Genomic DNA, 23,803 nt, shown 5'->3' on the forward strand with positions numbered 1-23,803 from the left:
CATACTCGGGCCCATGGGAACGGATCTTCATGAGCTGTTGCGGTCGCTGCGGGTCTGGGACCCGGCGGTCACGGAACTGCCGCCCTTCGACCCGGCCGCCGCCCCCGACACCCCGCTGCCCCTGTTCACCGCGTGGTTCGCGGAGGCGGTCGCGGCCGGTCAGCCCGAGCCGCACACGATGTCGCTGGCGACGGCGGGCGAGGACGGCAGGCCGGACGTGCGGATCGTGATGCTGCACGGCGCGGACGCGGCGGGCTGGTCGTTCGCCACGCACGCCACCAGCCGCAAGGGCCGCCAGCTGGCCGAACGGCCGTATGCGGCCCTCGCCTTCTACTGGCCGGTGCTGGGCCGTCAGGTCCGGGTGCGGGGGCCGGTCACCGCGGCCCCGCCGGAACAGGGCCAGGCGGATCTGCACGCGCGTTCGACGGGGGCGCTGGCCGCGGCGCTCACCGGCCGCCAGAGCGACGTACTGCCGTCGCCCGAGGAGCTGCGGCACGCGTCGGAGGCCGCCTGGCAGCGGGCACGGGAGGACCCGACGGCCCCGGCGCCGACCTGGACGCTGTACCGGCTCCGCCCGCAGGAGGTCGAGTTCTTCCAGGGGGATGCCGACCGCCGCCATGTGCGCCTCGACTACACGTACAGGGAAGGGCGTTGGGTACGGGACCTGCTGTGGCCGTAGCCCCCGCCCGGCACCCGGCCTTGCCTACTCCCCCGCGGCGAATCCGTACACCGCGAAGTCGGCGACGGGCCGGTATCCGATCCTCTGGTACAGGCCGTTGCTCGTCGGGTTGGCGAGGTCCGTGAACAGCAGGACCTCCTGGGCGCCGGCCTGCTGTGCGGCTCGGCTCACCGTCGCGGTGACCGCCCCCGCGTAGCCGCGTCCGCGCAGCCGGGCCGGGGTGTAGACGGTGGTCACCCGGATCTGGCCCGCGCTCTTCGGGGTGACGCCGGCCATGGCGACGGGGGTGCCGTCGGGGGTCTCCCAGAGGGTGACGCCGCCGTCGGCGACGCGGCTGTCGGCCCACTCGGCGGCGAAGGCGGCGGAGGCGCGCTGGCCGACCGCCGCGGCGAACTCCTCGTACCAGCGCCGCACCAGTTCCCGGTCCGGCGCTCCTGCCGCCCTCGCCCGGCCCTGCGGCACCGGCTCCGGCACCGTCAACTCACCCAGCCGGTACAGCCGTTGCCGCTGGCGGAGGCTGCCGGAGACGCCGGTAGCCCGTTCCCAGGCCGCCGTGAACGCCGCGGCCGTCTCCTGCTCGGCCGACACCCCCGGTACGGAGTGGCCGCGCGCGAGCAGACAGGCCGCGAGCTCCGCTGCCGCCCCGGGCGCGAGCGGCGTCAGGTTCAGCGGGTGCGGAGGCGTGTGGAGCAGGGCCGCCCGGACCCCGCCGGACTGCGCGCCGAGCACGCCGTACAGCGGGTTCCGCGGGCCGTAGGCGTGCGGTCCGCGGCTGCGCAGGGTGTCGGTCACCGTCAGGAGCACCGTGTGCAGGGTCGGGCGGGAACGCGGGAAGTCCCCGGCCCGGGCGAGGAAGTCGTCAAGGTCTTCGGTCAGGTACCAGGTGTGCTCGGAGGGCATGCCTCATGATGCCGACGCGCCCGGTGTCCGCGGCACGCCGGCCCCCTTCCCGGTCCCGGCCGGGCCTCGGTCCGGCCCGGCCGGGTCGAGGTCCGGCTCCGCGTCCGTGGCGAGCCGGGCGTGCAGGTGCACGTCCCGGAACGCGTCGTGCTCTCCCGCGGCGAACATCGCGTCCCGCAGCGTCCCCTCGTACGGGAACCCGCACGTCTGCGCGATCCGGCACGAGGCGTCGTGGCCGAGCGCATGGCCGAGTTCCAGGCGGTGCAACCCCAGGTCCGTGAACGCCCAGCGGGCGGCGACGGCGAGCGCCCGGGTGGCGACCCGCTGTCCGCGCGCCTCGGGCAGCACCCAGTAGCCGACGCGGGCCAGGCGCAGCGCGTGGTCGATCGCGTTGACGCCGACGTGGCCGAGCGTCGCGCCCGTGGCCGCGTCCATGACGCAGAAGGGCACACAGGACACGTCGGCGGCGCTCTGCAGCTGCGCGCGCAGTGACGCGCGTGCGCCGTCGAGGTCGGCGGCGATGCGCAGAGGGGTGTTCCAGCGCCGGAAGTCGGGATCGGCCCGGCCCCGGAACCAGGCCGCCACGTCGGCGTCCGACCCCGCGTCCCACAGGCGCAGCCGCAGGCCGTGGCCGTGCGGCTCCGGGTTCCGCGGGGCGGCGAGCGGGGCGGGGGTGCGGACGGAGACCGAGTGGTGCTCGTGCGTCGGGGCCATGGGATTCATTGAAGCCCGTCGGCCGCCGCCCGCGGCCCCGGGGTCCGGTCACCCGCGCACGGGCCGGAACACCGGCACCCCGTCCCGGAACGCCACCGCCAGCTCCGCGCCGGCCCGCAGCGTCCCGGCGGCGCAGTCCACCACCTCCGTCATCATCCGCGGCCCCTCCGCGAGATCCACGACGGCGGCGACGTACGGCGTGCGCGCGCCGAAGGGCGGCAGGTCGTTGCGGTGGACGACGGACCAGGTGTACAGCGTCGCCCGGCCGCTCGCCCGCTCCCAGCCGACGTCCTCGCTCCAGCAGTGCGGGCAGAACTCCCGGGGGTAGTGATGGGCCCGGCCGCAGGCCGCGCAGCGGCGCAGCAGGAGCAGGCCGTCGGCCGCCGCGTCCCAGTAGGGCCTGGTGAAGGCGTCGGCCTGCGGCCGGTCGAAGCCCTCCGTGGGCATCAGAACCACCCCAGCGCGGCGTCGAGGGACCATGTCTGGCCCGCCATGCCGAACAGCCCGACCAGCGAGATGAGGGCCATCATCGAGTTCTGCCCCTGCTCGGCCCAGTCGTGGATCATGAGGACGAAGTAGACGAGGTTCAGCAGCGCTCCGCCGACCAGCGCGACGGGGGTCAGAAAGCCCAGCACCAGGCCGACGCCCAGGGCCAGTTCGGCGTACAGGACGACGTACGCCATCGTCCTCGGCCGGGGTTCCACCACGGTCGCGAAGCCGGAGCGGACCAGGGTCCAGCGGTGTTTCGCCGCGATGTCCGCCGCCCACGCGATGCCGGTGCCGCGCCGGAGCCAGGCCTTGCGGTCCTTGTGCCGCCAGCTCTCCAGCCACCACAGCCCGAGCCCGACGCGCAGCACCGCCAGCCATTCGGCGCCGCTGAGCCAGATCGTGTCCATGGACCCTCCCCGCCCGCCGCTCGAATCTGACGGTACGTCAGTTCAGCGGACGTCCGGCGCTCGCGCAAGACCGGCAGCGCAACCGGGCGGAACCGGGCGGGGTGGCCGCCCGGATTCATCCACATCCGAGTGGGCTACGTCACAGAGCCCACCCACACCTCCTACACCTGTGATCAATCCGCAACCAATTCCGGTCTTGACCGAGACCCATCAACGAGGAGCGTGATTACGCTCCCGCTCATGGCCGTCTCCCGCGCCCTTGCGCAGCCCCTCACGACACCCACCGACCGCCCCGTCTATGTGATCGGCGCCGGACCCGGCGGCCTGGCCGCCGCCCATGCGCTGCGGGCCCGGGGCGTACGGGCCGTCGTCCTGGAGCGGGCCGACCGGGTCGGGTCGTCCTGGCGGCGCCACTACGACCGGCTCCGTCTGCACACCACCCGCGGTCTGTCGGCGCTGCCCGGACTGCCGATCCCGCGCCGGTTCGGGCGCTGGGTGACACGCGACAACATGGTGCGGTACCTGGAGAAGTACGCCGAGTTCCACGAACTGGAGATCGTCACCGGGGTCGAGGTGTCCCGCATCGAGCGGTCGGCCGACGGCACGGGCTGGCTGCTGCGCGCCTCCGGCGGCCGGGAGCTGACCGGCAGCGCGGTGGTCGTCGCCACCGGCTACAACCACACCCCGCACGTGCCCGGCTGGCCGGGGCGCGACGCGTACACCGGCGAGTTCCTGCACGCCGGCGAGTACCGCAACGCCCAGCCGTACGCCGGGCGTGACGTGCTCGTCGTCGGGGTGGGCAACACCGGCGCGGAGATAGCCGTGGACCTGGTGGAGGGGGGCGCCTCGCGGGTGCGGCTGTCCGTGCGCACCGTCCCGCACGTCATGCGGCGGTCCACGGCGGGCTGGGCCGCCCAGTACTCGGCCGTGCTGGTACGGCGCCTGCCCGTCACGCTCGTCGACCGGCTCGCCAGGGCGATGGTGCGGATGAGCGTGCCCGACCTGTCCGCGTACGGGCTGCCGCGGCCGGAGACCGGGCTGTACAGCCGGGTCACCGCGGGGGCGATCCCGGTGCAGGACGTGGGCCTGATAGCCGCCGTACGGGCGGGCCGGATCGAGGTCGTGGCCGCCGTCGAGGGCTTCGAGGACGGGAAGGTGGCCCTCGCCGACGGCGGCCGGCTGTCGCCGGACGTGATGATCGCCGCCACCGGGTACACACGTGCCCTGGAGGGGCTGGTCGGCCATCTCGACGTGCTCGACGGACACGGCAGGCCGGTCGTACGCGGCGGACGCAGCCCACGCAACGCCCCCGGCCTGTACTTCACCGGATTCACCAACCCCATCAGCGGCATGCTCCGCGAACTGGCAATCGACGCGGAGAAAATAGCGAAGACGGTGGCGAAAAGGGCAGCACGCCACACGTGAGGCGACCAACACGGGGAGCATGCCGCAGGCGGCACGGGGAACGTGAGGCGGGCGGCACGGCGCGCGTGACGCGGGCGACGCGGGGAACGTGACGCGGACGGCATGGGGAACGCAAGGCGGGCTGCACGGCGCGCGTAAGACAGGCGGCACGGGGGACGTGGGGGGCCGCGCAGCGCGCGTGACGCGGGCGACACGGCGCGCGTGACACGGGCCGCGCGGCAAGCGCGACAACGGGCGGCATGGCGAGCATGCCGCAGGCGGCACGGGGAACGTGAGGCGGGCGGCACAGCGCGCATAACGCTGTCCTGCCTCAGCGAAGATGCACTGGTCTCACCGGAGATTGACGACCGGCCAGTTCGTCTCATCGAAGTTTGACCACGCCGGCTCGCTGGCTCGCCCTCGGCCGAGTGCCGAAGGAGCCTTTGCGATCATGCCCCCATGGACTTCGAACTCGTCCCGCCCAACGATGTCGGTCCTCTGGTGATCGGCATGCCGCAGCGGGAAGCAGACGCAGCACTGCTGTCGCTGCGCGATCCGTCAGTGCTCTCCGACTCGGACCGGCCTGGGCAACACATCTTTCGCCCGAGCGGCTTGATGATCAGCATCAGCTGCACTCGCGGTCTCTTGGAGGCAGTCGAGTTGGGACGCCCATCAAACGCAAGCGACAGCGTGCGGTTCGGTGATGTCGACGTATTCGGCCTGCCCGCGCGTGAGGTCGTTCGCCGCATGCGCGGGCAGACGACAATCCTTGCCGACGCAGAGGACCCAGCGTCATTCGTTGCACCTGACCTGCTGCTGAGCTTCTGGCGCCCCTTCGCGGCGGACGATGACCCCGACGAGGAGCAGGGCTACCACTTCAGCTCAGTCCTCCTGGCCCGTCCCGGGTATTACGACGGTCCGGGGCTGTGACCGACACCGGCAGGGACCGCCGGTGAAGTCTTGGCGAGGCGGCTCGGTGACGGAGGCAGAACGTCACTGAGCCGAGTCACTCCCGCCATGCCAGTTGGTGACTTTGCCTGCACAGGCGTTCCTGACGCTGTGTCAGTTCAGTAACCTGACAGGGCGTCAGTTAATTGTGCTGTCACACAGGAGCGGGCGGACCGATGCTTGGATCGACCCACGGCACCCTCACCACCGACTCCCGCCGGGCCCGGATCATCGCCTGCGGCGAGCAGCGGCCCGGAGCCGCCGTCCACGGCCGGGCGGCCGACACGGACGACCTCGACGTCAGCGGCCGGCCGCTGTACACGGACGTACCGGACCTGGACCGGTTCTTCCGGCCCCGGTCCGTCGCCGTGGTCGGCGCCTCGGACACGGAGGGCCGGCCGAACACCGGCATCACCCGGCAACTCCTGTCCTGGGCCGAGCGGGTGGGCGCACGGGTGCACCCGGTGCACCCGACCCGGCCGGCCGTCTTCGGCCTCCCCTGCGCCGCCTCCGTCGCCGACCTGCCCGAACCGGTCGATCTCGCGGTGCTGCTGGTCGCCGACCCGCTGCCGCTGGTCGCGGAACTCGCCGAGGCCAAGGTGCGGTTCGCGGTCGCCTTCGCCTCCGGGTTCGCGGAGACCGGCGCGGCGGGCGCCGCGGCCCAGGCCGAACTCGCCGCCGCCGTAAGGGAATCCGGGCTGCGGCTGCTCGGCCCGAACACCAACCTCAACGCCTTCGAACGGTTCCGGAACGACCTCCAGGGGCCCGCGATCGCCCTCATCACCCAGTCCGGGCACCAGGGGCGGCCGGTCTTCGCCCTCCAGGAACTGGGCGTCCGGCTCTCCCACTGGGCGCCCACCGGCAACGAGGCCGACCTGGAGACCGCCGACTTCATCTCCTACTTCGCCGAGCGCCCCGAGGTCGGCGCCATCGCCTGCTACCTGGAGGGCCTCAAGGACGGCCGCTCCTTCCTGCTGGCCGCCGACCGGGCCGCCCGGCGCCGGGTGCCGGTGGTCGCGGTCAAGGTGGGCCGCACGGAGGCGGGCGCCCGCACCGCCGCCTCCCACACCGGCAAGCTGACCGGCGCGGACGACGTGATCGACGCGGCGATGCGGCAGTACGGGGTGATCCGGGTCGACGGGCTCGACGAACTCCAGGACACCGCCGCCCTGCTGGCCCGGGCCCAGGCACCGCGCGCCGACGGGGTCGTCGTCTACTCGATCTCGGGCGGCACGGGCGCGCACGTCGCCGACCTCGCGGCCGGGGCGGGACTGCGCCTGCCGGAACTGTCCGCGGACCGGCAGGCCGAGCTGCACCGGTGGATACCGGAGTACCTGAGCGTGGCCAACCCCGTCGACAACGGCGGCCATCCGGTCGGCGACGAGCGCGGCCGGAAGATCATCGACGCGCTGCTCGCCGACCCGGAGGTGGGGGTGCTGATCTGCCCGATCACCGGACCGTTCCCACCGCTGAGCGACCGGCTGGTACGGGACCTGGTGGCCGCGGCGGAGACCACCGACAAGCTGGTGTGCGTGGTGTGGGGGTCGCCGGTCGGCACCGAGCCGGCCTACCGCGAGGTCCTGCTCGGCTCCTCCCGGGTGGCCACCTTCCGCACGGTCGGCAACTGCCTCACCGCGGTCCGCGCCTACCTCGACCACCACCGCTTCGTGCACACCTACCGCTCCCCCTTCGACGAGGCGCCGCGCTCCCCATCGCCCTCCTTCCGCAAGGCGCGGGCGCTGCTGCGGCCAGGACAGCAGCTGAGCGAGCACGCGGCGAAGCAGCTGCTGCGCGCGTACGGCATCCGGGTGCCGCGCGAACAGCTGGTGACCAGCGCGGCGGGTGCCGTACGCGCGGCAGCGCAGGTCGGCTACCCGGTGGTGATGAAGGCGTCCGGGGCGCGGATCGCCCACAAGACCGAGCTGGGCCTGGTGCGGATCGGGCTGACGTCGGCGAGCCAGGTACGGGACGCCTACCGCGAGTTGACGGACACCGCGCGGTACGAGGGGGTCTCGCTGGACGGCGTCCTGGTGTGCCAGATGGTCGAGCGGGGCGTGGAGATGGTCGTCGGCGTCACCCACGACGACCTGTTCGGGCCGACCGTGACCGTGGGGCTCGGCGGGGTGCTGGTCGAGGTGTTGCGGGACGCGGCCGTGCGGGTGCCGCCGTTCGGCGAGGAGCAGGCCCGGGACATGCTCGGCGAACTGCGCGGGCGGGCCCTGCTCGACGGGGTACGGGGACGGCCGCCGGCCGATCTCGACGCGCTCGTCGAAGTCGTCCTGCGGGTGCAGCGCATGGCCCTGGAACTCGGCGGCGAACTGGCCGAGCTGGACATCAACCCGCTGATGGTGCTGCCCCAGGGGCAGGGCGCGGTGGCACTGGACGCGCTGGCGGTGTGCCGGTGACCGCGGTGCAAGGGATACGGCACGAGGTGCGCGACGGCGTCTCGCGCATCACGCTCGACCGGCCCGAGGTACTGAACGCGCTCACCCCCGAGCTGCGTGACCGTGTCGTCGCACTGTTGGCGGAGGCGTCCGCCGACCCGGACGTACGGGCCGTGGTGCTCACCGGGACCGGGCGCGGCTTCTGCGCCGGGGCGGATCTGCGGGGCGGGGCGGCGGGGGGCGAGCGGGTCGCCGGTGACGTGGCGCGACTGCTGCGGCTCGGGGCGCAGCGGCTGATCGCGGCCGTGCTGGACTGCGAGAAGCCGGTGCTGGCCGCCGTGAACGGCACGGCGGCCGGGCTCGGCGCGCATCTCGCGCTCGCCTGCGATCTGGTCCTGGCCGCCGAATCGGCCCGCTTCATCGAGGTGTTCGTGCGACGCGGCCTGGTACCGGACGGCGGCGGTGCCTATCTCCTGCCCCGCCTGGTCGGCCCGCAGCGCGCCAAGGAGCTGATGTTCTTCGGCGACGCGCTGGGCGCCGCGGACGCCGCACGGCTGGGGCTCGTCAACCGGGTCGTGCCGGATGGGGAGTTGGCGGCGACGGCCGACCGGTGGGCGGCGCGGCTGGCCGCCGGGCCGACCCGGGCGCTCGCGCTCACCAAGCAGCTCGTCAACGCCTCGCTCGACGCAGACCGGGCCACGGCGTTCGCCGCCGAGGCAACGGCCCAGGAGATCAACATGACAACACGGGACGCCCAGGAGGGCCTGACAGCCTTCACCAACCACCACAAACCCGAGTTCACCGGCCGCTGACTCCGACCCCGTCCAACTCCAAGGCCGACCAGGACCGAGGCCGCCGAGTTCCGGCGCCGCCGATCTCCCGGGCCGACCGACTCCGAGGCCGCGGAGTTCCGGGACCGCCGAGATCCAAGACCGACCAGCCCTGGAACCGCCAAGCTCCGAGGCCGACCAACGCCGAAGCCGCCGAGACCCGGCGCCGCCAACTCCCGGGCCGACCAGCCCCGGAACCACGAAGCCCCGATACCGCCGAGGTCCGCGGCCGCCCGGCTCCGAAGCCGTCTGGGTCCAGGACCGCCCAGCCCCGGGACCGCTCGGCTCGGACCTTGAGGTCGTCGCCCCGCCGTCTTCCGGGCCTCCGACAGCGTGCGCACGGAGTGGTCGGGGGCGAGGCCGAGGCCCCGGATCGGATCCCGGATGCGGCCGGCCAGGGCGGTGATCGCCCTGGTGTCGCCGCCGTCATGTCCAGGAGCGCCCAGCTCCCGGACCGCCAAGCTCCCCGGCCGCCGGCCTTCACATCTGATGGACCGTCAGTTTCAATGGTGGGGTGATGGGACACGCTGGGATGGCGGCCGCCGCCGTCCGCTACCTCGGATCCGTGCCGCGCTCCGTCGAGCCGCTGCCCCGCCCCGACCTGCGGTGCGTCCGCAAGGACGAGCGGGCGCCGGTGGACCGGACGGAGTTCCGCCGGGTGCTCGGGCACTTCGCGACCGGCGTGACGGTGATCACGGCACCGGCCGCCGAAGGCGACACCTCCCCGGCCGGCTTCGCCTGCCAGTCCTTCTCCTCCCTCTCCCTCGATCCCCCGCTGGTCGCCTTCATGGTGGGCCGTACGTCGACGACCTGGCCGCGCATCGCCCGAGCGGGCGTCTTCTGCGTCAACGTCCTCGCCGCGGACCAGGGCGAGCTGTGCCGCGGCTTCGCGGTGAGCGGCGCGGACAAGTTCACGAACGTCCACCACGACGCGGCACCGGTCTCCGGCTCCCCCCGGCTGACCGGCGCCGCCGCATGGATCGACTGCACGATCCACGCGGTGCACACGGGCGGCGACCATCTGATCGTGGTGGGCCGAGTGACCGCCCTGGGCACCCCCGCACAGGAGGCCGCGCCTCTGCTGTTCCACCGGGGACGGTTCCTCTAGGGCCTCTCGTTTGGATCATGCCGGGCTCGCGGGCCCTGGCACCGCGCCTCGCGGCGTTGTCGTCGGTTGTCAGGGCTCCGCCCTGCCGCCCTCCTCCGCCTTGCGATCCACGGCACCAGACCCCGCTCCCTGATCCGGCCTGATCCAAACGAAAGACCCTAGCCGCCTCGGGCTCGCCGGGATCGGCCGCAGTCCGTGGCCCGAAGTCCCGCGCGCAGCAGGTGGGGTACAGCCTGCTGCACCTGGGTCGGGGCGCGTACGGCAATGATCCCTGCACGTGGCGCTGGTGTGCTGGATCCGCACACCGGCTCATGTGAAGGAACTCCCGTGAACACCCATCACCTGGTCGGCGACGAACACCGGCACCGGCACCGCGGGTGAGACACCTGCCCCGGGACGTGACGGTGCAATGGCCGGAGCCCCGCCGGTGACCACCGAACCCTCCCTTCCCGGGGTGCCGGGCCGCGATCACGGTCACCACCCCAGCCGCTCACTGCCGCGTGTCCCCTCCGCCGGGGCGGCCGCCGCGCCCTGCCGCCATGTCCCGGCCGCCATGTCCCGTCACCGCACCTGAGGTCCATCCGCCATCATGCGCACGAAACTGGACGCCGTCTCCGCAGGCGCCGTCCTGGTCACTGTCCTCGCCTTTTCCGCGACCGCCCCGCTGACCGCCTATGCCGCGGCTCCCGCATTCGCGCTGGCGTTCGGCCGTAACGCTCTGGGCCTGTTCACGTTGGGACCGGCCTTCCTGCTGGCGCGGCGCCGTGAAGTGCGCCGGGTACTCAGCGGGGAGCGCGGCCTGGTCCGCAGGGAACAGCGCCGGGCGGTCTTGTTCGGGCTGGCCGCGGGAACGGCGCTGGCCGTGCATTTCGCCACGTTCATGACCGGCGCGCAGATGACCGGTGTGGCGATGGCGACGGCGCTGGTGGCGACTCAGCCGGTGTGGCAGGCGCTCATCGCGACCGCACAGGGCAGACGCCTGTCCCGGCCGGCGTGGACGGGCTTGGCGATATCGGTGGCCGGTGCCATGGCCGCCGGCGGTGCCGACCTCGGCACCGGTGCGGACGCGGTGGCCGGAGACGTCCTCGCCCTCGTCGGCGCCATCGCGCTGGCCGCGTACACCGCGCTGAGCGAGGAGGCCCGGCCCGATGTCAGCACATCGATGTACTCGGTGCTGTGCTTCTCGGTGTGCACCGTCGAGATGCTGCTGCTCTGCCTGGTCACCGGCACCCCACCGGTCACCTTCAGCGCACAGGCCTGGCTGGCCCTGTTGGGCCTGCTCCTGCTGCCACAGCTTCTCGGTCTCTTCTCGCTGAACTTCGCCCTCGGCCGGGCACCCGCCACCGCGGTGAGCGTGCTTCTGCTGCTGGAGGCGCCGGTGGCGGCGCTGGTCGCCTGGCTCTGGCTGGGGCAGATCCCGGCGGCCTCCGCATGGCCCGGCCTTGTGATGATCATGCTCGGCGTGGCCGTCGTGGTGATCGGCGACGTACGCCGAACACCGTCTCCGACGGGCCTGCCCGGTCAGGACAGAACCGGCCTCCACACGCTGCTCCAACACCCGATCCTCGCGACGGCACCGCCCCCGGGTGAGGACGTCTACGACCGGATCTGGTGCGACGCCCGGCTGGGCAGACTGAACGAGGCGGAGAACACCATCCGGCGGCTGGAGAACCATGCCGTCCGGTCGCACGGCGCCAGGTCCGCCGAAGCGACCCACTGGATCGAGGTACGCGCCCACGCCGCACACCTCAGCGGCGACGGCCGCCTCGCCGTCCACCTGTGGCTGAGCGCAGCCCGCTTCCACGCCGACCTGCCCGAGGCCGACACCGCCCGGACCCGGCTCTGCCTGGAACACGCCTTCACCGAATGGCGACACCTGTCCGACCACACCGCAATACTCGAACTGGCCCCCGCCCTGCGAGAGATGTACACCAGACACCCGAACGACCCCCGCGACCACCGCCGATGGTCCGGCAGCGCACGTGCTGTCGACGCGCGACTGGCCGTACACGGCTCGGACCCGACCACACCGCCCCCCTGACCGACCGCTGCACCGACAGGTAGAGTCGCCGCACCGTTCCGCAACGCCGTTCCGCAACACCCCCGGCGCTGTCACCGGCTGTCGGTAGCGTGAGTGCCGTGATGGTGGGCACGTCGCCGCGTCCATGTGCGTAGATCTAAGCAGGTCCGGTGAAGTCCGCTGCGGTTCGGCAGCGCCCCGAAGGGGCGCGGGGAACTGCGCGACCAGCCACGATGGTGCCGCAGACGACCGACGGCACATCGCGGCAGTTCCAGCGGAGCGCTTACGCGGTCCGGGGCGATCGGGTGGCGGGCGGTGGGAGCGTCGGGCGGCGGATCACCAGGGCCATCAGGGCCGCTGCCGCGCACAGGGTGCCGGAGGCGTACCAGACCATGTCGTAGGAGCCGAAGACGTCACGCGAGACACCGCCCACGTAGGCGACGAGGGCCGCGCCGACCTGGTGCGAGGCGAGTACCCAGCCGAAGACGATCGCGCTGTCCGCGCCGTACTGCTCGCGGCACAGCGCGAGGGTGGGCGGGACGGTGGCGACCCAGTCGAGGCCGTAGAAGACGATGAAGAAGATCATCGGCGGATGGACGCTCGGCCCGAGCAGCATGGGCAGGAAGAGCAGGGAGATCCCGCGCAGGGCGTAGTACACGGCGAGCAGCCGGCGCGACTCGAAGCGGTCGGTGAACCAGCCGGAGGCGATCGTACCGACCACGTCGAACACGCCGATCACCGCGAGCAGCGAGGCCGCCGCCGTGATGGGCATCCCGTGGTCGTGGGCGGCGGGCACGAAGTGGGTCTGGATCAGGCCGTTGGTGGAGGCGCCGCAGATCGCGAAGGTGCCGGCGAGCAGCCAGAAGGGCCCGGTGCGGGCGGCGGCGGCCAGGACGGTGAGCGCGCGCCGGGCGGCACCGGTGACCGGGGCCGGCTTGGGCACGAACTCCCGTGCGCCGTACGGCTTGAGACCCACGTCGGCCGGATGGTCGCGGAGCAGCAGCCACACGAACGGGACGACCGCGAGGGCGGCAAGGGCGACCGTGACGGCGGCCGGGCGCCAGTCGTACGTCTCGACCGTCCAGGACAGCACCGGCAGGAAGATCAGCTGCCCGGAGGCGGAGGCGGCGGTGAGGATGCCGGTGACCAGGCCGCGGCGCTCGGTGAACCAGCGGTTGGTGACGGTCGCGGCGAAGGCGAGGGCCATGGAGCCGGAGCCGAGCCCGACCAGCAGGCCCCAGCACAGCAGCAGTTGCCAGGCCGTCGTCATCCACACGGTCAGGCCCGAGCCCAGCGCGATCACGGTCAGCGCGACCGCGACCACCTTGCGGATGCCGAAGCGGTCCATCAGCGCGGCGGCGAACGGCGCGGTGAGCCCGTACAGCGCGAGGTTGACGGAGACCGCCGCCCCGATCGTGCCACGCGACCAGCCGTACTCCGCGTGCAGCGGGTCGATGAGCAGGCCGGGCAGCGAGCGGAAGGCCGCCGCGCCGATGATCGTGACGAAGGTGACGGCGGCGACGAACCACGCGCGGTGCACCCGCATGCGGCGGCCCCGCCACGGACGCTTCGCTCCGGGCCCGTCCGGCCGCCGTACGCCCGCTGCGGCATCGCTTGTCTGAGTCACGTCATAGAGCTTCCGATGCCGGGACACCGCCGACGAGTGGCCCGAAGGACAGCATTCGTTACGATCGGGCCATGACCGCCGACCCGGACTTCCGCCCGCATCGCGTCGTCGTCCTCGCCCTGGACGGCCTGCTCCCCTTCGAGCTGGGCATCCCGCACCGGATCTTCGGCCGCCCCAGGGACGCCCGGAGGCGGCACCTGTACGAGGTCGTCACCTGCTCGATCCGGCCGCCGGGCCCGGTGGAGACCGACGCCGACTTCGCCATCCATGTCGCGCACGGCCCGGAGGCCCTGGCCACCGCCGACACCGTCGTCGTCCCGGCCTCGTACGAGCTGGGCCCCGTCTACGGGCAGGGCGTGCTCACCGAGGAGCTGACCGCCGCGCTCGCCCGCATCCGCCCCGGGACCCGGCTCGCCTCCATCTGCACCGGCGCGTACGTGCTCGCCGCCGCCGGACACCTCGACGGCCGCCCGGCGACCACGCACTGGGCCGACGCGGAGCGCTTCCAGCGGATGTTCCCGAAGGTCAAGGTGGACGCCGACGTGCTGTTCATCGACGACGGCGACGTGCTGACCTCGGCGGGGGTCGCCGCCGGGATCGACCTGTGCCTGCACATGGTGCGCCGCGACCACGGCACCGCCGTCGCCAACGAGGTGGCCCGCCGTACGGTCGTACCGCCACACCGCGACGGCGGCCAGGCGCAGTACATCCACCGGCCGGTGCCGGACCCGCAGCTGGCCACCACCACCGCCGCCCGCACCTGGGCGCTGGGCCGCCTCCACGAGCCGATCCAACTGCGCGACCTGGCCGAGCAGGAGGCCATGTCGGTACGCACCTTCACCCGCCGCTTCCGCGAGGAGGTCGGCGTCAGCCCCGGCCAGTGGCTCACCCAGCAGCGCGTCGAACGCGCCCGGCAGCTACTGGAGTCCACCGGTCTCTCCGTCGACCAGGTCGCCCGGAACGCGGGCTTCGGCACGGCCCAGTCGATGCGCCAGCACCTCCAGACGGCGCTCGGCGTCACGCCCACCGCGTACCGGCGCACCTTCCGGGCGGACGGTCAGAAGGTCAGCACCGCCCGGGCCAGCCGTCCCGCCGCCGCGTCCGCCCGTGCCTCGGCGAAGTCCTCGACCGGGTAGGTCCTGGTCACCAACTCGTCCAGCAGCAGCCGCCCTTGGCGGTACAGCTCGGCGTACAGGGCGATGTCGCGCTGGGGGCGGGCGGAGCCGTAGCGGCAGCCGAGGATGGACTTGTCGAGGTACATGGCGGAGACCAGGAAGGACGCCTCGGCCGTGGCCGGCGGCACGCCGAGCAGGACCGCCTGCCCGTGCCGGTCGAGCAGGTCGACCGCCCGGCGGATCAGCTCGGTGCGGCCGACGCACTCGAAGGCGTGGTCGGCTCCGGCCGGCAGGACGTCCCGCACCCCGTCGGCGGAGGTCAGGAAGTCGGTCGCGCCGAACTGCCGGGCCACCGCCTCCTTCGCCGGATTGGCGTCCACCGCCACGATCCGCAGCGCGCCCGCGATCCGCGCGCCCTGGATGACGTTCAGGCCGATCCCGCCGGCACCGATCACCAGCACGCTGTCCCCGCGCTCCACCCGGGCCCGGTTGAGCACGGCGCCCACCCCGGTCAGCACCCCGCAGCCGATCAGCGCGGCGCACGGCAGCGGGACGTCCTTCGGGATGCGGACCGCCTGCACCGCCTTGACGACCGTGCGTTCGGCGAAGGCCGAGTTGGACGCGAACTGGAACAGCGGCTCCCCGCCGCGGGTGAACGGCCGCCCGGGGCGCCCGATCGCTCGGCGGCACATGGTCGGCCGGCCGCGGTCGCAGTCCGCGCACGTACCGCAGTTCGCGAGCGTGGACAGCGCCACGTGGTCACCGGGCGCCACATGCGTCACCCCGGCGCCGACCGCCTCCACCACGCCGGCGCCCTCATGGCCCAGCACCACCGGAACCGGGAAGGGTATGGTCCCGTCCACCACCGACAGATCGCTGTGGCACAGCCCGGCCGCCGCGATGGCGACCAGCACCTCGCCGGGGCCCGGATCCCGTACCTGAAGGTCGTCGACGACCCGCACCCGCTCGCCGTCGAACACCACACCGCGCATCACATGACCCCCCTCGACCCCTTCGGCTCCCTCGGCAGGCCGAGCACACGCTCGGCGATGATGGTGCGCTGGACCTGGTCGGAGCCGCCGTAGATGGTGTCGGCCCGGGAGAACAGGAACAGGTGCTGCGCGGGGTCCAGCGCGTACGGCTCCCGCGGGGACCAGTCCGCCGGGCCCGCGGTGGCCGCCGCGCCCCGCACCCGCACCGCCAGCTCGCCCAGCCGCTGGTGCCAGCCCGCCCACAGCAGCTTGGCCACGCTCGGGGCGCCCGGGTCGTCCCCGCCCAGGGTGCGCAGGGCGTTCCAGCGCATGGTGCGCAGTTCGGCCCACTGCCGGACGAGTGCGGCGCGCAGGACCGGGTCCGCTGCCGCGCCGGTCCGCACGGCCGTCCGCACGACCTGCTCCAGTTCCTGCGCGAAGCCGATCTGCTGGGCGAGCGTGGACACCCCGCGTTCGAAGCCGAGCAGGCTCATCGCGACCCGCCAGCCCGCACCCTCGCCGCCGACGACGTGCTCCACGCGCGCGTGCGCCCCGTCGAAGAAGACCTCGTTGAAGTCGCTCGTGCCGGTCAGCTGACGGATCGGGCGGACCTCGATCCGGCCCGGCTGGTCCATGGGCACGAGCAGGAAGCTGAGACCGTGGTGCCGGCGGGAGTCCGGGTCGGTGCGGGCCAGCACGAAGCACCAGTCGGCCTCGTGGGCGAGGGAGGTCCAGATCTTCTGGCCGGTGATGCGGTAGCCGTGCGGCTCGCGTACGGCGGTGGTGCGCACGCCGGCCAGGTCGGAGCCCGCGCCGGGTTCGCTGTAGCCCTGGCACCACAGCTCCTCGCCGGCCGCTACGGGTGGCAGGAAGCGGGCCTTCTGCTCTTCGGTGCCGTGCGCGATGAGGGTGGGGGCGAGCAGGTTCTCGCCGATGTGCCCGGAGCGCGGGGGCGCGCCCGAGCGTGCGTATTCCTCGGCCCAGGCGACCTGTTGGGTGAGGCCGGCGGTGCGGTTGCCGTAGCCCGGCTCCGGCCAGCCGAGGCCTATCCATCCGGCCTTGCCGAGTGTGCGTTCCCAGGAGCGGCGGTCCTGGGCGGCTCCGCCGTGCGCCGTGAGCCAGTTGCGGGCCTCGGTGCGGAATGCGGTGTCCTCTGGGGTGAAGCCGAACTCCATGGTGTCTCCGGTTTTTTGGCCGCTTTGGGGTGTTGTTGAACCGTGGGCCTATGCGTTCGGGTGGTTTGGCGGGGGGCGTTGTTGGCTGCGGGTGCGGTGGGGCTGATCAGCAGGAGCGGTGCGTTGTTGGCTGCGGGTGCTTCGTGGCTGATCAGCAGGACTGGTGCGTTGTTGACTGGCGGTGCTTCGTGGCTGGGCGCGCCGTTCCCCGCGCCCCTTCAGGGCGTTGTCCGGGCGCGGGCCCATGCGCTCGGGCGGTTCAGTGGACGTGGTGCGTTGTTGACTGACGGTGCTTCGTGGCTGGGCGCGCCGTTCCCCGCGCCCCTTCAGGGCGTTGCCCGGACGCGAACCCATGCGCTCGGGCGGTTCAGCAGGCCTGGTGCGTTGTTGACTGCCGGTGCGTTGGGGCTGATCGCGCCGTTCCCCGCGCCCCTTCAGGGTGCTGCCCGGGCGCGAGCCCATGCGCTCGGGCGGTTCAGCAGGCGTGGTGCGTTGTTGACTGCCGGTGCGTTGGGGCTGATCGCGCCGTTCCCCGCGCCCCTTCTGGGCGTTGTCCGGGCGCGAGCCCATGCGCTCGGGCGGTTCAGCGGACGCGGGCCCATGTGCTCGGGGTTATGTGTTCGGGCGGGATTGGGTGTGGGCCGCTTGTTCCATTGTTTTGAGGTGTTGCAGCATCGGCATGGGGTCCGTGCCCACCGTTCCGGGGAGGAAGTCGGCGATGCGTTCCGGGGTCCAGGTGCCCTCCGCGTAGGCGGCGCGGAGTTCGCGTGGCTGGGCCCAGACGGCGATCTTGGGGCCGGCGATCGTGTACACCTGGCCGGTGACGGGCAGTTCGCGGGCGCGGTCGGAGAGCAGGTAGACCACGAGCGCGGCGACATCCTCCGGTTCGCCGATCTCCGTCAGCTCCATCGGGACGCCGGCCGACATCCGGGTACGGGCCACGGGTGCCACGGCGTTGGCGGTCACCCCGTACTTGTGCAGGCCGAGCGCCGCGCTGCGGACCAGGGAGATGATCCCGCCCTTCGCGGCGCTGTAGTTGGCCTGGGACACCGAGCCCTGGTGGTTGCCGCTGGTGAAGCCGATCAGCGTGCCGGACCGCTGCGCGCGCATGACCTCGGCGGCGGCGCGGAACACGGTGAACGTGCCCTTGAGATGGGTGGCGACCACGGGGTCCCACTCCTGCTCGGACATGTTGAACAGCATCCGTTCGCGCAGGATCCCGGCGACGCAGACGACCCCGTCAAGGCGCCCGTACGCCGACAGGGCCGTCTCGACGACCCGCCGGCCGCCGGCCATCGTGGAGACGTCGTCGGCCACCGCGACCGCCGTGCCGCCCGCCGCCTCGATCTCCTTGACCACGGAGTCGGCGACCTCGCTGGTCGGGGAGGTGCCGTCGGTCGCCACGCCGTAGTCGTTGACGACGACCCGCGCTCCCTCGGCCGCCGCCGCGAGGGCGACCGCGCGGCCGATGCCACGGCCGGCGCCCGTCACGGCGACGGCCTTGCCTGCCAAGAAGTTCCCCACGCCCGGCCCCTTCCGATGGTTTCTGACGGACCGTTAGATTTTATGGCGCGACCGACAGCCGGAGACAAGCCCCGGGAGGCCCCGATGTCCTTGCCCGACGAGTTCCACGCCATCGCCAAGCGCGTGAACAACTGGGGCCGTTGGGGGGCGGACGACGAGATCGGCACCCTGAACCTGATCACCGACGAGGTGGTACGGGAGGCCGCGGCCGGCGTCCGCTCCGGGCGCCGGGTCCCGCTGGCGCTGCCGCTGCGGGAGGACGGCGTGCAGACCGGAATGATCCCCGGGCGGGTCAATCCGCTGCACGCGATGGTGCAGATCAACCAGGAGATGTTCGGACCGGGCACGGTCGCGTGCAGCGACGACGCCGTGACCATGGGCCTGCAGGCCGGCACGCACTGGGACGCGCTGAGCCATGTCTCGCACTCCGGGAAGCTCTACAACGGGCGGCCCGCCCGTACAGTGTCGGCGCACGCCGGCGCGGCGTTCGGCGGCATCGACAAGGTCCGGCACCTGGTCTCGCGCGGGGTGCTGCTGGACGTGGCACGCGTGCGTGGCACGGACCGGCTGGCGGGCGGGCACGCGGTCACCCCGGAGGACCTCGAAGCGGCCGAGGAGTTCGCCGGGACCCGGGTGCGGGCCGGCGACGTCGTACTGGTGCGGACGGGGCAGATGCGGGTGTACCTCGCGGGCGACAAGCACGGTTACGCCCATCCCTCGCCGGGGCTGTCGGTGCGCACCCCGGAGTGGTTCCACGCGCGCGATGTCGCGGCCGTCGCGAACGACACGCTCACCTTCGAGGTCTTCCCGCCCGAGATCGACGGCCTGTGGCTGCCCGTGCACGCCCTCGACCTGGTGGAGATGGGGATGCTCCAGGGCCAGAACTGGAATCTCGAAGAGTTGTCCACAGCCTGTGGAGAAGCAGGCCGGTATGCCTTCCTGCTGTCGGCGATGCCCGAACCGTTCACCGGGGCCACGGGTACGCCGGTCGCCCCGGTGGCCATCCTCTGAGGCTGCTTCCGGGGCTCCGGCCCGACCCACGCTCGACGAGGGCTTCCGTCACAAGCCCTCGCCGTCCCCTCGCGGCGAATCGCAGACCACAAGCGTGATCAAACGCTCACGAGGCGTCAACACCCTTACGAGGATTTATTGTTTATGCCCTCTTCATACAGGGTGCGCACGGATGCATGCACCGGCGCATCGCCGTGCACCCGGGCTACACCGCCTCGAACGCCAGCCCCTCGTACGCGGACATGCCGCTTCCGTACGCCATCGCCGCGCTCCCCCGGGACCGGTCGCACCGGTCGAGTTCGCACCAGATGCGCTTGCCCGCGCCCTCCGGGTGCCAGCCCCAGCGGTCGGCGAGGCCGTCGACGAGCGCGAGACCCCGGCCGCCGGTCGCCTCGCCGCCGGCGCACCGCGGCACCGGCGCCCGGGCGCTGGTGTCGGCCACCTCCAGGCGCACCGTGGCCGACTCCGCCGCCGCACCGGGCAGCGAGAGCCGGAGAACGGCGGGACAGCCGGTGTGCACCACGGCGTTGGTCACCAGCTCGGAGACGAGCAGGATCAGGATCTCGGCCAACTGCTCGTCAGCCCCTATCCCGGACCCGGCGAGCCGCGAGCGGGCCCATCTCCGGGCCCGCCCCACCTCCGCGGGGTCGGGTCGGATCTCCAGCTGCACTTGAAGCACCTGCACCGCTCACACCATCCGAACCGGCGGACACATGACCCGACGCCAAGCGAACGCCACGACGAGGGCCGCGACGAGCACCACGACGAAGGCCACGATCGTAGCCATTTTCTGCATGGCCAGGACAAGACCCACAGCAAGGGTCACGGAACGTGACTCCCTTACGAGACAGCATGGTTGACGTACAGTCACCCCAACAAGCGCTTCGGGCATATTCCAGCGCGAAGGATTACGCGTGCGGCATACTGTGCGACGCTCGCGGCGGGGGGTCGAACGGGCGGGGGCGAAAGCCCTGATCGCCTTGCGAGCAGCGGCGCGCACCGCCGGATGCGGAGCCGCCTCAAGGGCAACACCGGCAGGGCTCGTGCTCGGAACCGCTCGCATCCCACACAAGGTACCGGAGGGGACAGCCGACTCCGGGCCGTGACAAGTCACGCATAGGACACAAGCCGATATCGACGCTCCGTGATCCGGGAATGCCACGATCCGCGACATCCGCGGCGGGCGGCGCGGCGCTCCCGCGACCCGGCGGGCTCCCCGGGCGTCAGCCGGCCAGATCGGCGGCGAGCAGCTCCGCGCCCTCCGTGCCGCCCCCGCCGCGCCGGGCCCGCAGCCATGCCCGTTTCAGCTGGAGATGGACCTCGGACTCCCAGGTGAAGCCCATGCCGCCGTGCACCTGGAGGCAGTCGCGGGCACCGCGCACGGCCGCCTCGTCGGCGAGCAGCCGGGCCGTCGCGATGTCCACCGGGTCGCCGGTGACGGCCGCCGCGTACACCGCCGCACGCGCCGTCTCGGCCCGCACCAGCATGTCCGCGCACAGGTGTTTGACCGCCTGGAACGCCCCTACGGGCTGTCCGAACTGCTCACGCGTCCGGGCGTGTTGCACGGCCAGTTCGCACACGCGCGTGGCCGTGCCGAGTTGTTCGGCCGCGGTGAGGAGGACCGCCACGGGCTCCGGCGCCACGGTCGCCGCCCCGGCCCCGGCCGCGGGCACCCGGTGCAGCGGGGTCAGCGGGTCCACCGACCGCACCGGCATCGCGCCGGAGGCGTCCCCGCGCACCACGTCGGCCGCCGCCAGCCACTCCACCAGCCCGCCGTCCACGGCCGTCACCACCGCCTCCCCGGTGGCCGCCCCGGGCACGGTGCCGGCCGCGAGGTGGGTGGCCACCAGCGGGCCGGGCAGCAGCGCCCGGCCGGCCTCCTCGAAGGCCAGCACCGCCTCCGGCAGCCCGGCCCCCGCCCCGCCGTCCGCCTCGGGCAGCCGCAGCGCGAAGAGGCCCGCCGCGCCCAACTCCCGCCACAGCGCGCGGTCCAGCCGGGGCGGTTCGAGCGCGGCCCGCGGCTCCCGGGCGTCCCGTCGCCGGGCCAGCAACTGCCGTACACCGTCCCGCAACGCCCGCTGCTCCCGGGTGAGTTGGAAGCGCATCCGGCCGCTCACCGCCCCTTCGGCAGGCCGAGGATCCGCTCGGCCACAATGTTCCGCTGGATCTGCGAGGTGCCGGCGGCGATCGTGTACGACAGCGAGGACAGCCGGTCGAGGACCCACGGCCGGTCGAGGTCGAGGCAGTCCGCGCCGAGGACCTCGGCCGCCGCGTCGTACAGCTCCTGACGGGCGTGCGAGTACCTCAGCTTGAAGACCGAACCGCCGGTCCCTGGCACCCCGCCGCCCTGTTCGGCCTCGCTCACGTTCCACTGCGTCAGCCGCCACAGGGCCCGGAACTCCGCGTTGAGCGCGCCGAGCCGGCGGCGCAGCGCCGGATCGTCCCAGCGGCCGTTGGCGCGGGCCTCGCGGGCGAGTTCGCCCAGCACCCGGCGGCAGGCGACCACCTCCCCGACGAAGGCAGTGCCGCGTTCGAAGGAGAGCGTCACCATGGTCACCCGCCAGCCGTCGTTCTCCGCGCCGACCCGGTGGGCCACCGGCACCCGCACCTCGTCGAGGAAGACCTCGGCGAACTCCGCCGACCCGGCGAGCGTGCGCAGCGGCCGTACGGTGATGCCGGGGGCGTCCATGGGCATCGCCAGCCAGGTGATGCCCCGGTGCCGCGGCGCGTCGGGGTCGGTGCGGACGAGCAGCTCGCACCAGTCGGCGACCTCGGCGTGCGACGTCCAGATCTTGGCTCCGCTCACCACGTAGTCGTCGCCGTCCCGCCACGCGCGCGTGCGCAGCGCGGCGAGGTCCGATCCGGCGTCCGGCTCGCTGAAGCCCTGGCACCACACCTCGTCGCCGCGCAGGATCGGCGGCAGCCAGCGCGCCCGCTGCGCGGCCGTCCCCTCGGCGGCGATCGTCGGGCCCGCGTGCAGCAGCCCGACGAAGCCCGCGCCCACATAGGGGGCGCCCGCGCGCTCCGTCTCCTCCAGGAAGATCAGCCGCAGCGTCGGCGGCGCGTCCCAGTGCACGTCGGCGTACCCGGCGTCGTACAGCATCCGCTGCCAGCCGAGGTCGTAGGCGCGGCGCCCGGGCCAGTCCTCGGGTGACGGCCTGGCCGGCAGGGTGGGCAGCGCCTCGGCCAGCCACGCACGCAGCCGCGCCCGGAAGTCCTCCTCCTCCGGTGTGTACGACAGGTCCACTAGCGGTCCAGGTCGAGGCCGAGCATGCGGATCGCGTTGCCCCGCATCAGCTTGTACACGGTCTCGTCGTCGAGGCCCTTCACATGGTCGAGGGCGACCTCCTTGGTGTGCGGGAAGGTCGAGTCGACGTGCGGGTAGTCGGTCTCGAAGGTGGCGTTGTCGCGGCCCACGGTGTCCAGGGACGCGACGCCGTGCTTGTCGCGGAAGAAGCAGCAGAAGATCTGCCGGTAGTAGTACGTCGACGGCGGTTCCGGGATCAGGTCGCGGACCCCGCCCCAGGCGCGGTGCTCCTCCCAGACGTCGTCGGCGCGTTCCAGGGCGTACGGGACCCAGCCCATCTGGCCCTCGGAGTAGGCCAGCTTGAGCCGCGGGAACTTCACCAGCACGCCGCTGAACAGGAAGTCCATCATCGAGGCCATCGCGTTGTTGAAGCTGAGCGAGGCCTGGACGGCGGGCGGCGCGTCCGGCGAGGCGGCCGGCATCTGCGAGGACGAGCCGATGTGCATGTTGACGACGGTCCCGGTCTCCTGGCATGCGGCGAAGAACGGGTCCCAGTGGCCGGAGTGGATGGAGGGCAGCCCGAGGTGGGTGGGAATCTCGGAGAAGGTCACCGCCCGCACCCCGCGCTCGGCGTTACGCCGGATCTCGGCGACCGCGAGGTCCACGTCCCACAGCGGGATCAGGCACAGCGGGATGAGCCGGCCGGCGCTGCCCGCGCACCACTCCTCCACCATCCAGTCGTTGTAGGCGCGCACACAGGCGAGGGCGACCTCCTTGTCGTGGGCCTCGGCGAAGGTCTGCCCGCAGAAGCGCGGGAAGGTCGGGAAGCAGAGGCTGGCCTCGACGTGGTTGAGGTCCATGTCCCTGAGCCGCTCGACGGGGTCCCAGCAGCCGGGCCGCATCTGCTCCCGGGTGATCCCCTCCAGGGTCATCTCGTCGCGGTCGAAGCCGACGGCGGCGATGTTGCGCTTGTACGGGAACTTCAGGTCCTCGTAGATCCACCAGTCGGTGGGCGGGCCGTCCGGGTCCATGGTGATGCGGTACTTGCCGCCGATGTAGGCCAGCTCGCCGATCCCGGCGGTGAGCGGCTTGGGCCCGCGGTCCCGGTACTTCGCCGGCAGCCAGGTCTCGAAGAGGTGGGCGGGCTCGATCACATGGTCGTCGACGCTGATGATGCGGGGCAGTTCGGGCATGGGTCCCCTCCGCCTGACGTGGTGCTGACGGCAGTCTCATCTGATGGTCCGTCAGAT

22 protein-coding genes are annotated in these 23,803 nt (G+C 72.8%); 9 read left to right on the top strand and 13 right to left on the bottom strand.

Translation table 11 applies throughout. From position 1 onward, the window contains the following. The first annotated feature begins 13 nt into the window (after nt 1-13). Nucleotides 14-679, top strand: coding sequence for a pyridoxine/pyridoxamine 5'-phosphate oxidase (locus tag CTZ28_RS24920; RefSeq protein ID WP_121891921.1), 666 nt, complete (start codon nt 14-16; stop codon nt 677-679). Nucleotides 680-703: 24 nt separating this feature from the next. Here the strand turns inward: CTZ28_RS24920 and CTZ28_RS24925 are convergent, their stop codons facing one another. From CTZ28_RS24925 to CTZ28_RS24940, 4 genes are read right to left on the bottom strand one after another with little or no spacing between them, the layout of a single operon-like run. Further along, nucleotides 704-1,579 (bottom strand): GNAT family N-acetyltransferase, encoded by an 876-nt coding sequence (locus tag CTZ28_RS24925; protein WP_121891922.1) that lies wholly within the window; start codon nt 1,577-1,579, stop codon nt 704-706. Between the two features lie 3 nt (nt 1,580-1,582). Then, the gene (locus tag CTZ28_RS24930; RefSeq protein ID WP_259471796.1) at nt 1,583-2,293 is read right to left on the bottom strand and encodes a GNAT family N-acetyltransferase; all 711 of its coding nucleotides are present in this window, start codon (nt 2,291-2,293) and stop codon (nt 1,583-1,585) included. Nucleotides 2,294-2,341: 48 nt separating this feature from the next. Beyond that, a complete protein-coding gene (locus CTZ28_RS24935; protein WP_121891924.1) occupies nt 2,342-2,740 on the bottom strand; it encodes a Zn-ribbon domain-containing OB-fold protein in 399 nt (132 codons plus the stop codon). Next, the gene (locus CTZ28_RS24940; protein ID WP_121891925.1) at nt 2,740-3,189 is read right to left on the bottom strand and encodes a DoxX family protein; all 450 of its coding nucleotides are present in this window, start codon (nt 3,187-3,189) and stop codon (nt 2,740-2,742) included. Before CTZ28_RS24940 ends, CTZ28_RS24935 begins: the two co-directional genes overlap by 1 nt. A 240-nt stretch (nt 3,190-3,429) precedes the next feature. Here CTZ28_RS24940 and CTZ28_RS24945 point away from each other — a divergent pair, with 240 nt between their 5' ends. From CTZ28_RS24945 to CTZ28_RS24975, 6 genes are all read left to right on the top strand, one after another. Continuing rightward, nucleotides 3,430-4,614 (top strand): flavin-containing monooxygenase, encoded by a 1,185-nt coding sequence (locus CTZ28_RS24945; RefSeq protein ID WP_121891926.1) that lies wholly within the window; start codon nt 3,430-3,432, stop codon nt 4,612-4,614. 438 nt (nt 4,615-5,052) lie between these two features. Further along, on the top strand, nt 5,053-5,523 hold the full coding sequence (locus CTZ28_RS24955; RefSeq protein ID WP_121891927.1) for a hypothetical protein: 471 nt from the start codon (nt 5,053-5,055) through the stop codon (nt 5,521-5,523). A gap of 194 nt (nt 5,524-5,717) precedes the next feature. Next, complete coding sequence (locus CTZ28_RS24960; RefSeq protein WP_121891928.1) at nt 5,718-7,946, top strand: acetate--CoA ligase family protein; 2,229 nt, start codon at nt 5,718-5,720, stop codon at nt 7,944-7,946. Continuing rightward, complete coding sequence (locus CTZ28_RS24965; protein WP_121891929.1) at nt 7,937-8,737, top strand: enoyl-CoA hydratase/isomerase family protein; 801 nt, start codon at nt 7,937-7,939, stop codon at nt 8,735-8,737. The genes CTZ28_RS24960 and CTZ28_RS24965 overlap by 10 nt, the downstream gene beginning before the upstream one ends. Before the next feature lie 535 nt (nt 8,738-9,272). After that, on the top strand, nt 9,273-9,863 hold the full coding sequence (locus CTZ28_RS24970; protein WP_121891930.1) for a flavin reductase family protein: 591 nt from the start codon (nt 9,273-9,275) through the stop codon (nt 9,861-9,863). Nucleotides 9,864-10,452: 589 nt separating this feature from the next. After that, nucleotides 10,453-11,904 carry a DMT family transporter gene (locus CTZ28_RS24975; RefSeq protein WP_121891931.1) on the top strand — a complete coding sequence of 484 codons (1,452 nt, stop codon included), beginning with the start codon at nt 10,453-10,455 and terminating at the stop codon, nt 11,902-11,904. Nucleotides 11,905-12,166: 262 nt separating this feature from the next. On the opposite strand, the gene CTZ28_RS24980 is transcribed toward CTZ28_RS24975, so the two are convergent. Then, nucleotides 12,167-13,510: an MFS transporter gene (locus CTZ28_RS24980; RefSeq protein ID WP_121892041.1), complete on the bottom strand. Its 1,344-nt coding sequence runs from the start codon at nt 13,508-13,510 to the stop codon at nt 12,167-12,169. Between the two features lie 71 nt (nt 13,511-13,581). Here CTZ28_RS24980 and CTZ28_RS24985 point away from each other — a divergent pair, with 71 nt between their 5' ends. Continuing rightward, nucleotides 13,582-14,646: a GlxA family transcriptional regulator gene (locus CTZ28_RS24985; RefSeq protein WP_121891932.1), complete on the top strand. Its 1,065-nt coding sequence runs from the start codon at nt 13,582-13,584 to the stop codon at nt 14,644-14,646. On the opposite strand, the gene CTZ28_RS24990 is transcribed toward CTZ28_RS24985, so the two are convergent. The 3 genes from CTZ28_RS24990 to CTZ28_RS25000 all read right to left on the bottom strand — a co-directional run bounded on the left by CTZ28_RS24990 (nt 14,568) and on the right by CTZ28_RS25000 (nt 18,295). Beyond that, complete coding sequence (locus CTZ28_RS24990; protein ID WP_121891933.1) at nt 14,568-15,617, bottom strand: Zn-dependent alcohol dehydrogenase; 1,050 nt, start codon at nt 15,615-15,617, stop codon at nt 14,568-14,570. The two genes, CTZ28_RS24985 and CTZ28_RS24990, sit on opposite strands and share 79 nt — an antisense overlap. Further along, nucleotides 15,617-16,771, bottom strand: coding sequence for an acyl-CoA dehydrogenase family protein (locus CTZ28_RS24995; RefSeq protein WP_121891934.1), 1,155 nt, complete (start codon nt 16,769-16,771; stop codon nt 15,617-15,619). Before CTZ28_RS24995 ends, CTZ28_RS24990 begins: the two co-directional genes overlap by 1 nt. A gap of 612 nt (nt 16,772-17,383) precedes the next feature. Next, the gene (locus tag CTZ28_RS25000) at nt 17,384-18,295 is read right to left on the bottom strand and encodes an SDR family NAD(P)-dependent oxidoreductase (RefSeq protein ID WP_121891935.1); all 912 of its coding nucleotides are present in this window, start codon (nt 18,293-18,295) and stop codon (nt 17,384-17,386) included. A gap of 84 nt (nt 18,296-18,379) precedes the next feature. Between CTZ28_RS25000 and CTZ28_RS25005 the strand changes: the two genes are divergently transcribed. Further along, the gene (locus CTZ28_RS25005; protein ID WP_121891936.1) at nt 18,380-19,306 is read left to right on the top strand and encodes a cyclase family protein; all 927 of its coding nucleotides are present in this window, start codon (nt 18,380-18,382) and stop codon (nt 19,304-19,306) included. 205 nt (nt 19,307-19,511) lie between these two features. Here CTZ28_RS25005 and CTZ28_RS25010 read toward each other — a convergent pair whose 3' ends face one another. The 5 genes from CTZ28_RS25010 to CTZ28_RS25030 all read right to left on the bottom strand — a co-directional run bounded on the left by CTZ28_RS25010 (nt 19,512) and on the right by CTZ28_RS25030 (nt 23,746). Further along, nucleotides 19,512-19,976: an ATP-binding protein gene (locus tag CTZ28_RS25010; protein ID WP_121891937.1), complete on the bottom strand. Its 465-nt coding sequence runs from the start codon at nt 19,974-19,976 to the stop codon at nt 19,512-19,514. 18 nt (nt 19,977-19,994) lie between these two features. Continuing rightward, a complete protein-coding gene (locus CTZ28_RS47185; RefSeq protein WP_183154570.1) occupies nt 19,995-20,132 on the bottom strand; it encodes a hypothetical protein in 138 nt (45 codons plus the stop codon). Nucleotides 20,133-20,529: 397 nt separating this feature from the next. Continuing rightward, complete coding sequence (locus CTZ28_RS25020; RefSeq protein ID WP_121891939.1) at nt 20,530-21,411, bottom strand: acyl-CoA dehydrogenase family protein; 882 nt, start codon at nt 21,409-21,411, stop codon at nt 20,530-20,532. An 8-nt stretch (nt 21,412-21,419) separates the two neighbouring features. Then, nucleotides 21,420-22,553, bottom strand: coding sequence for an acyl-CoA dehydrogenase family protein (locus tag CTZ28_RS25025; RefSeq protein ID WP_121891940.1), 1,134 nt, complete (start codon nt 22,551-22,553; stop codon nt 21,420-21,422). Then, on the bottom strand, nt 22,553-23,746 hold the full coding sequence (locus CTZ28_RS25030) for an amidohydrolase family protein (RefSeq protein WP_121891941.1): 1,194 nt from the start codon (nt 23,744-23,746) through the stop codon (nt 22,553-22,555). Before CTZ28_RS25030 ends, CTZ28_RS25025 begins: the two co-directional genes overlap by 1 nt. Between the last annotated feature and the right edge of the window lie 57 nt (nt 23,747-23,803).

Source organism: Streptomyces shenzhenensis (genome assembly GCF_003688995.1).
Lineage (GTDB): Bacteria > Actinomycetota > Actinomycetes > Streptomycetales > Streptomycetaceae > Streptomyces > Streptomyces shenzhenensis_A.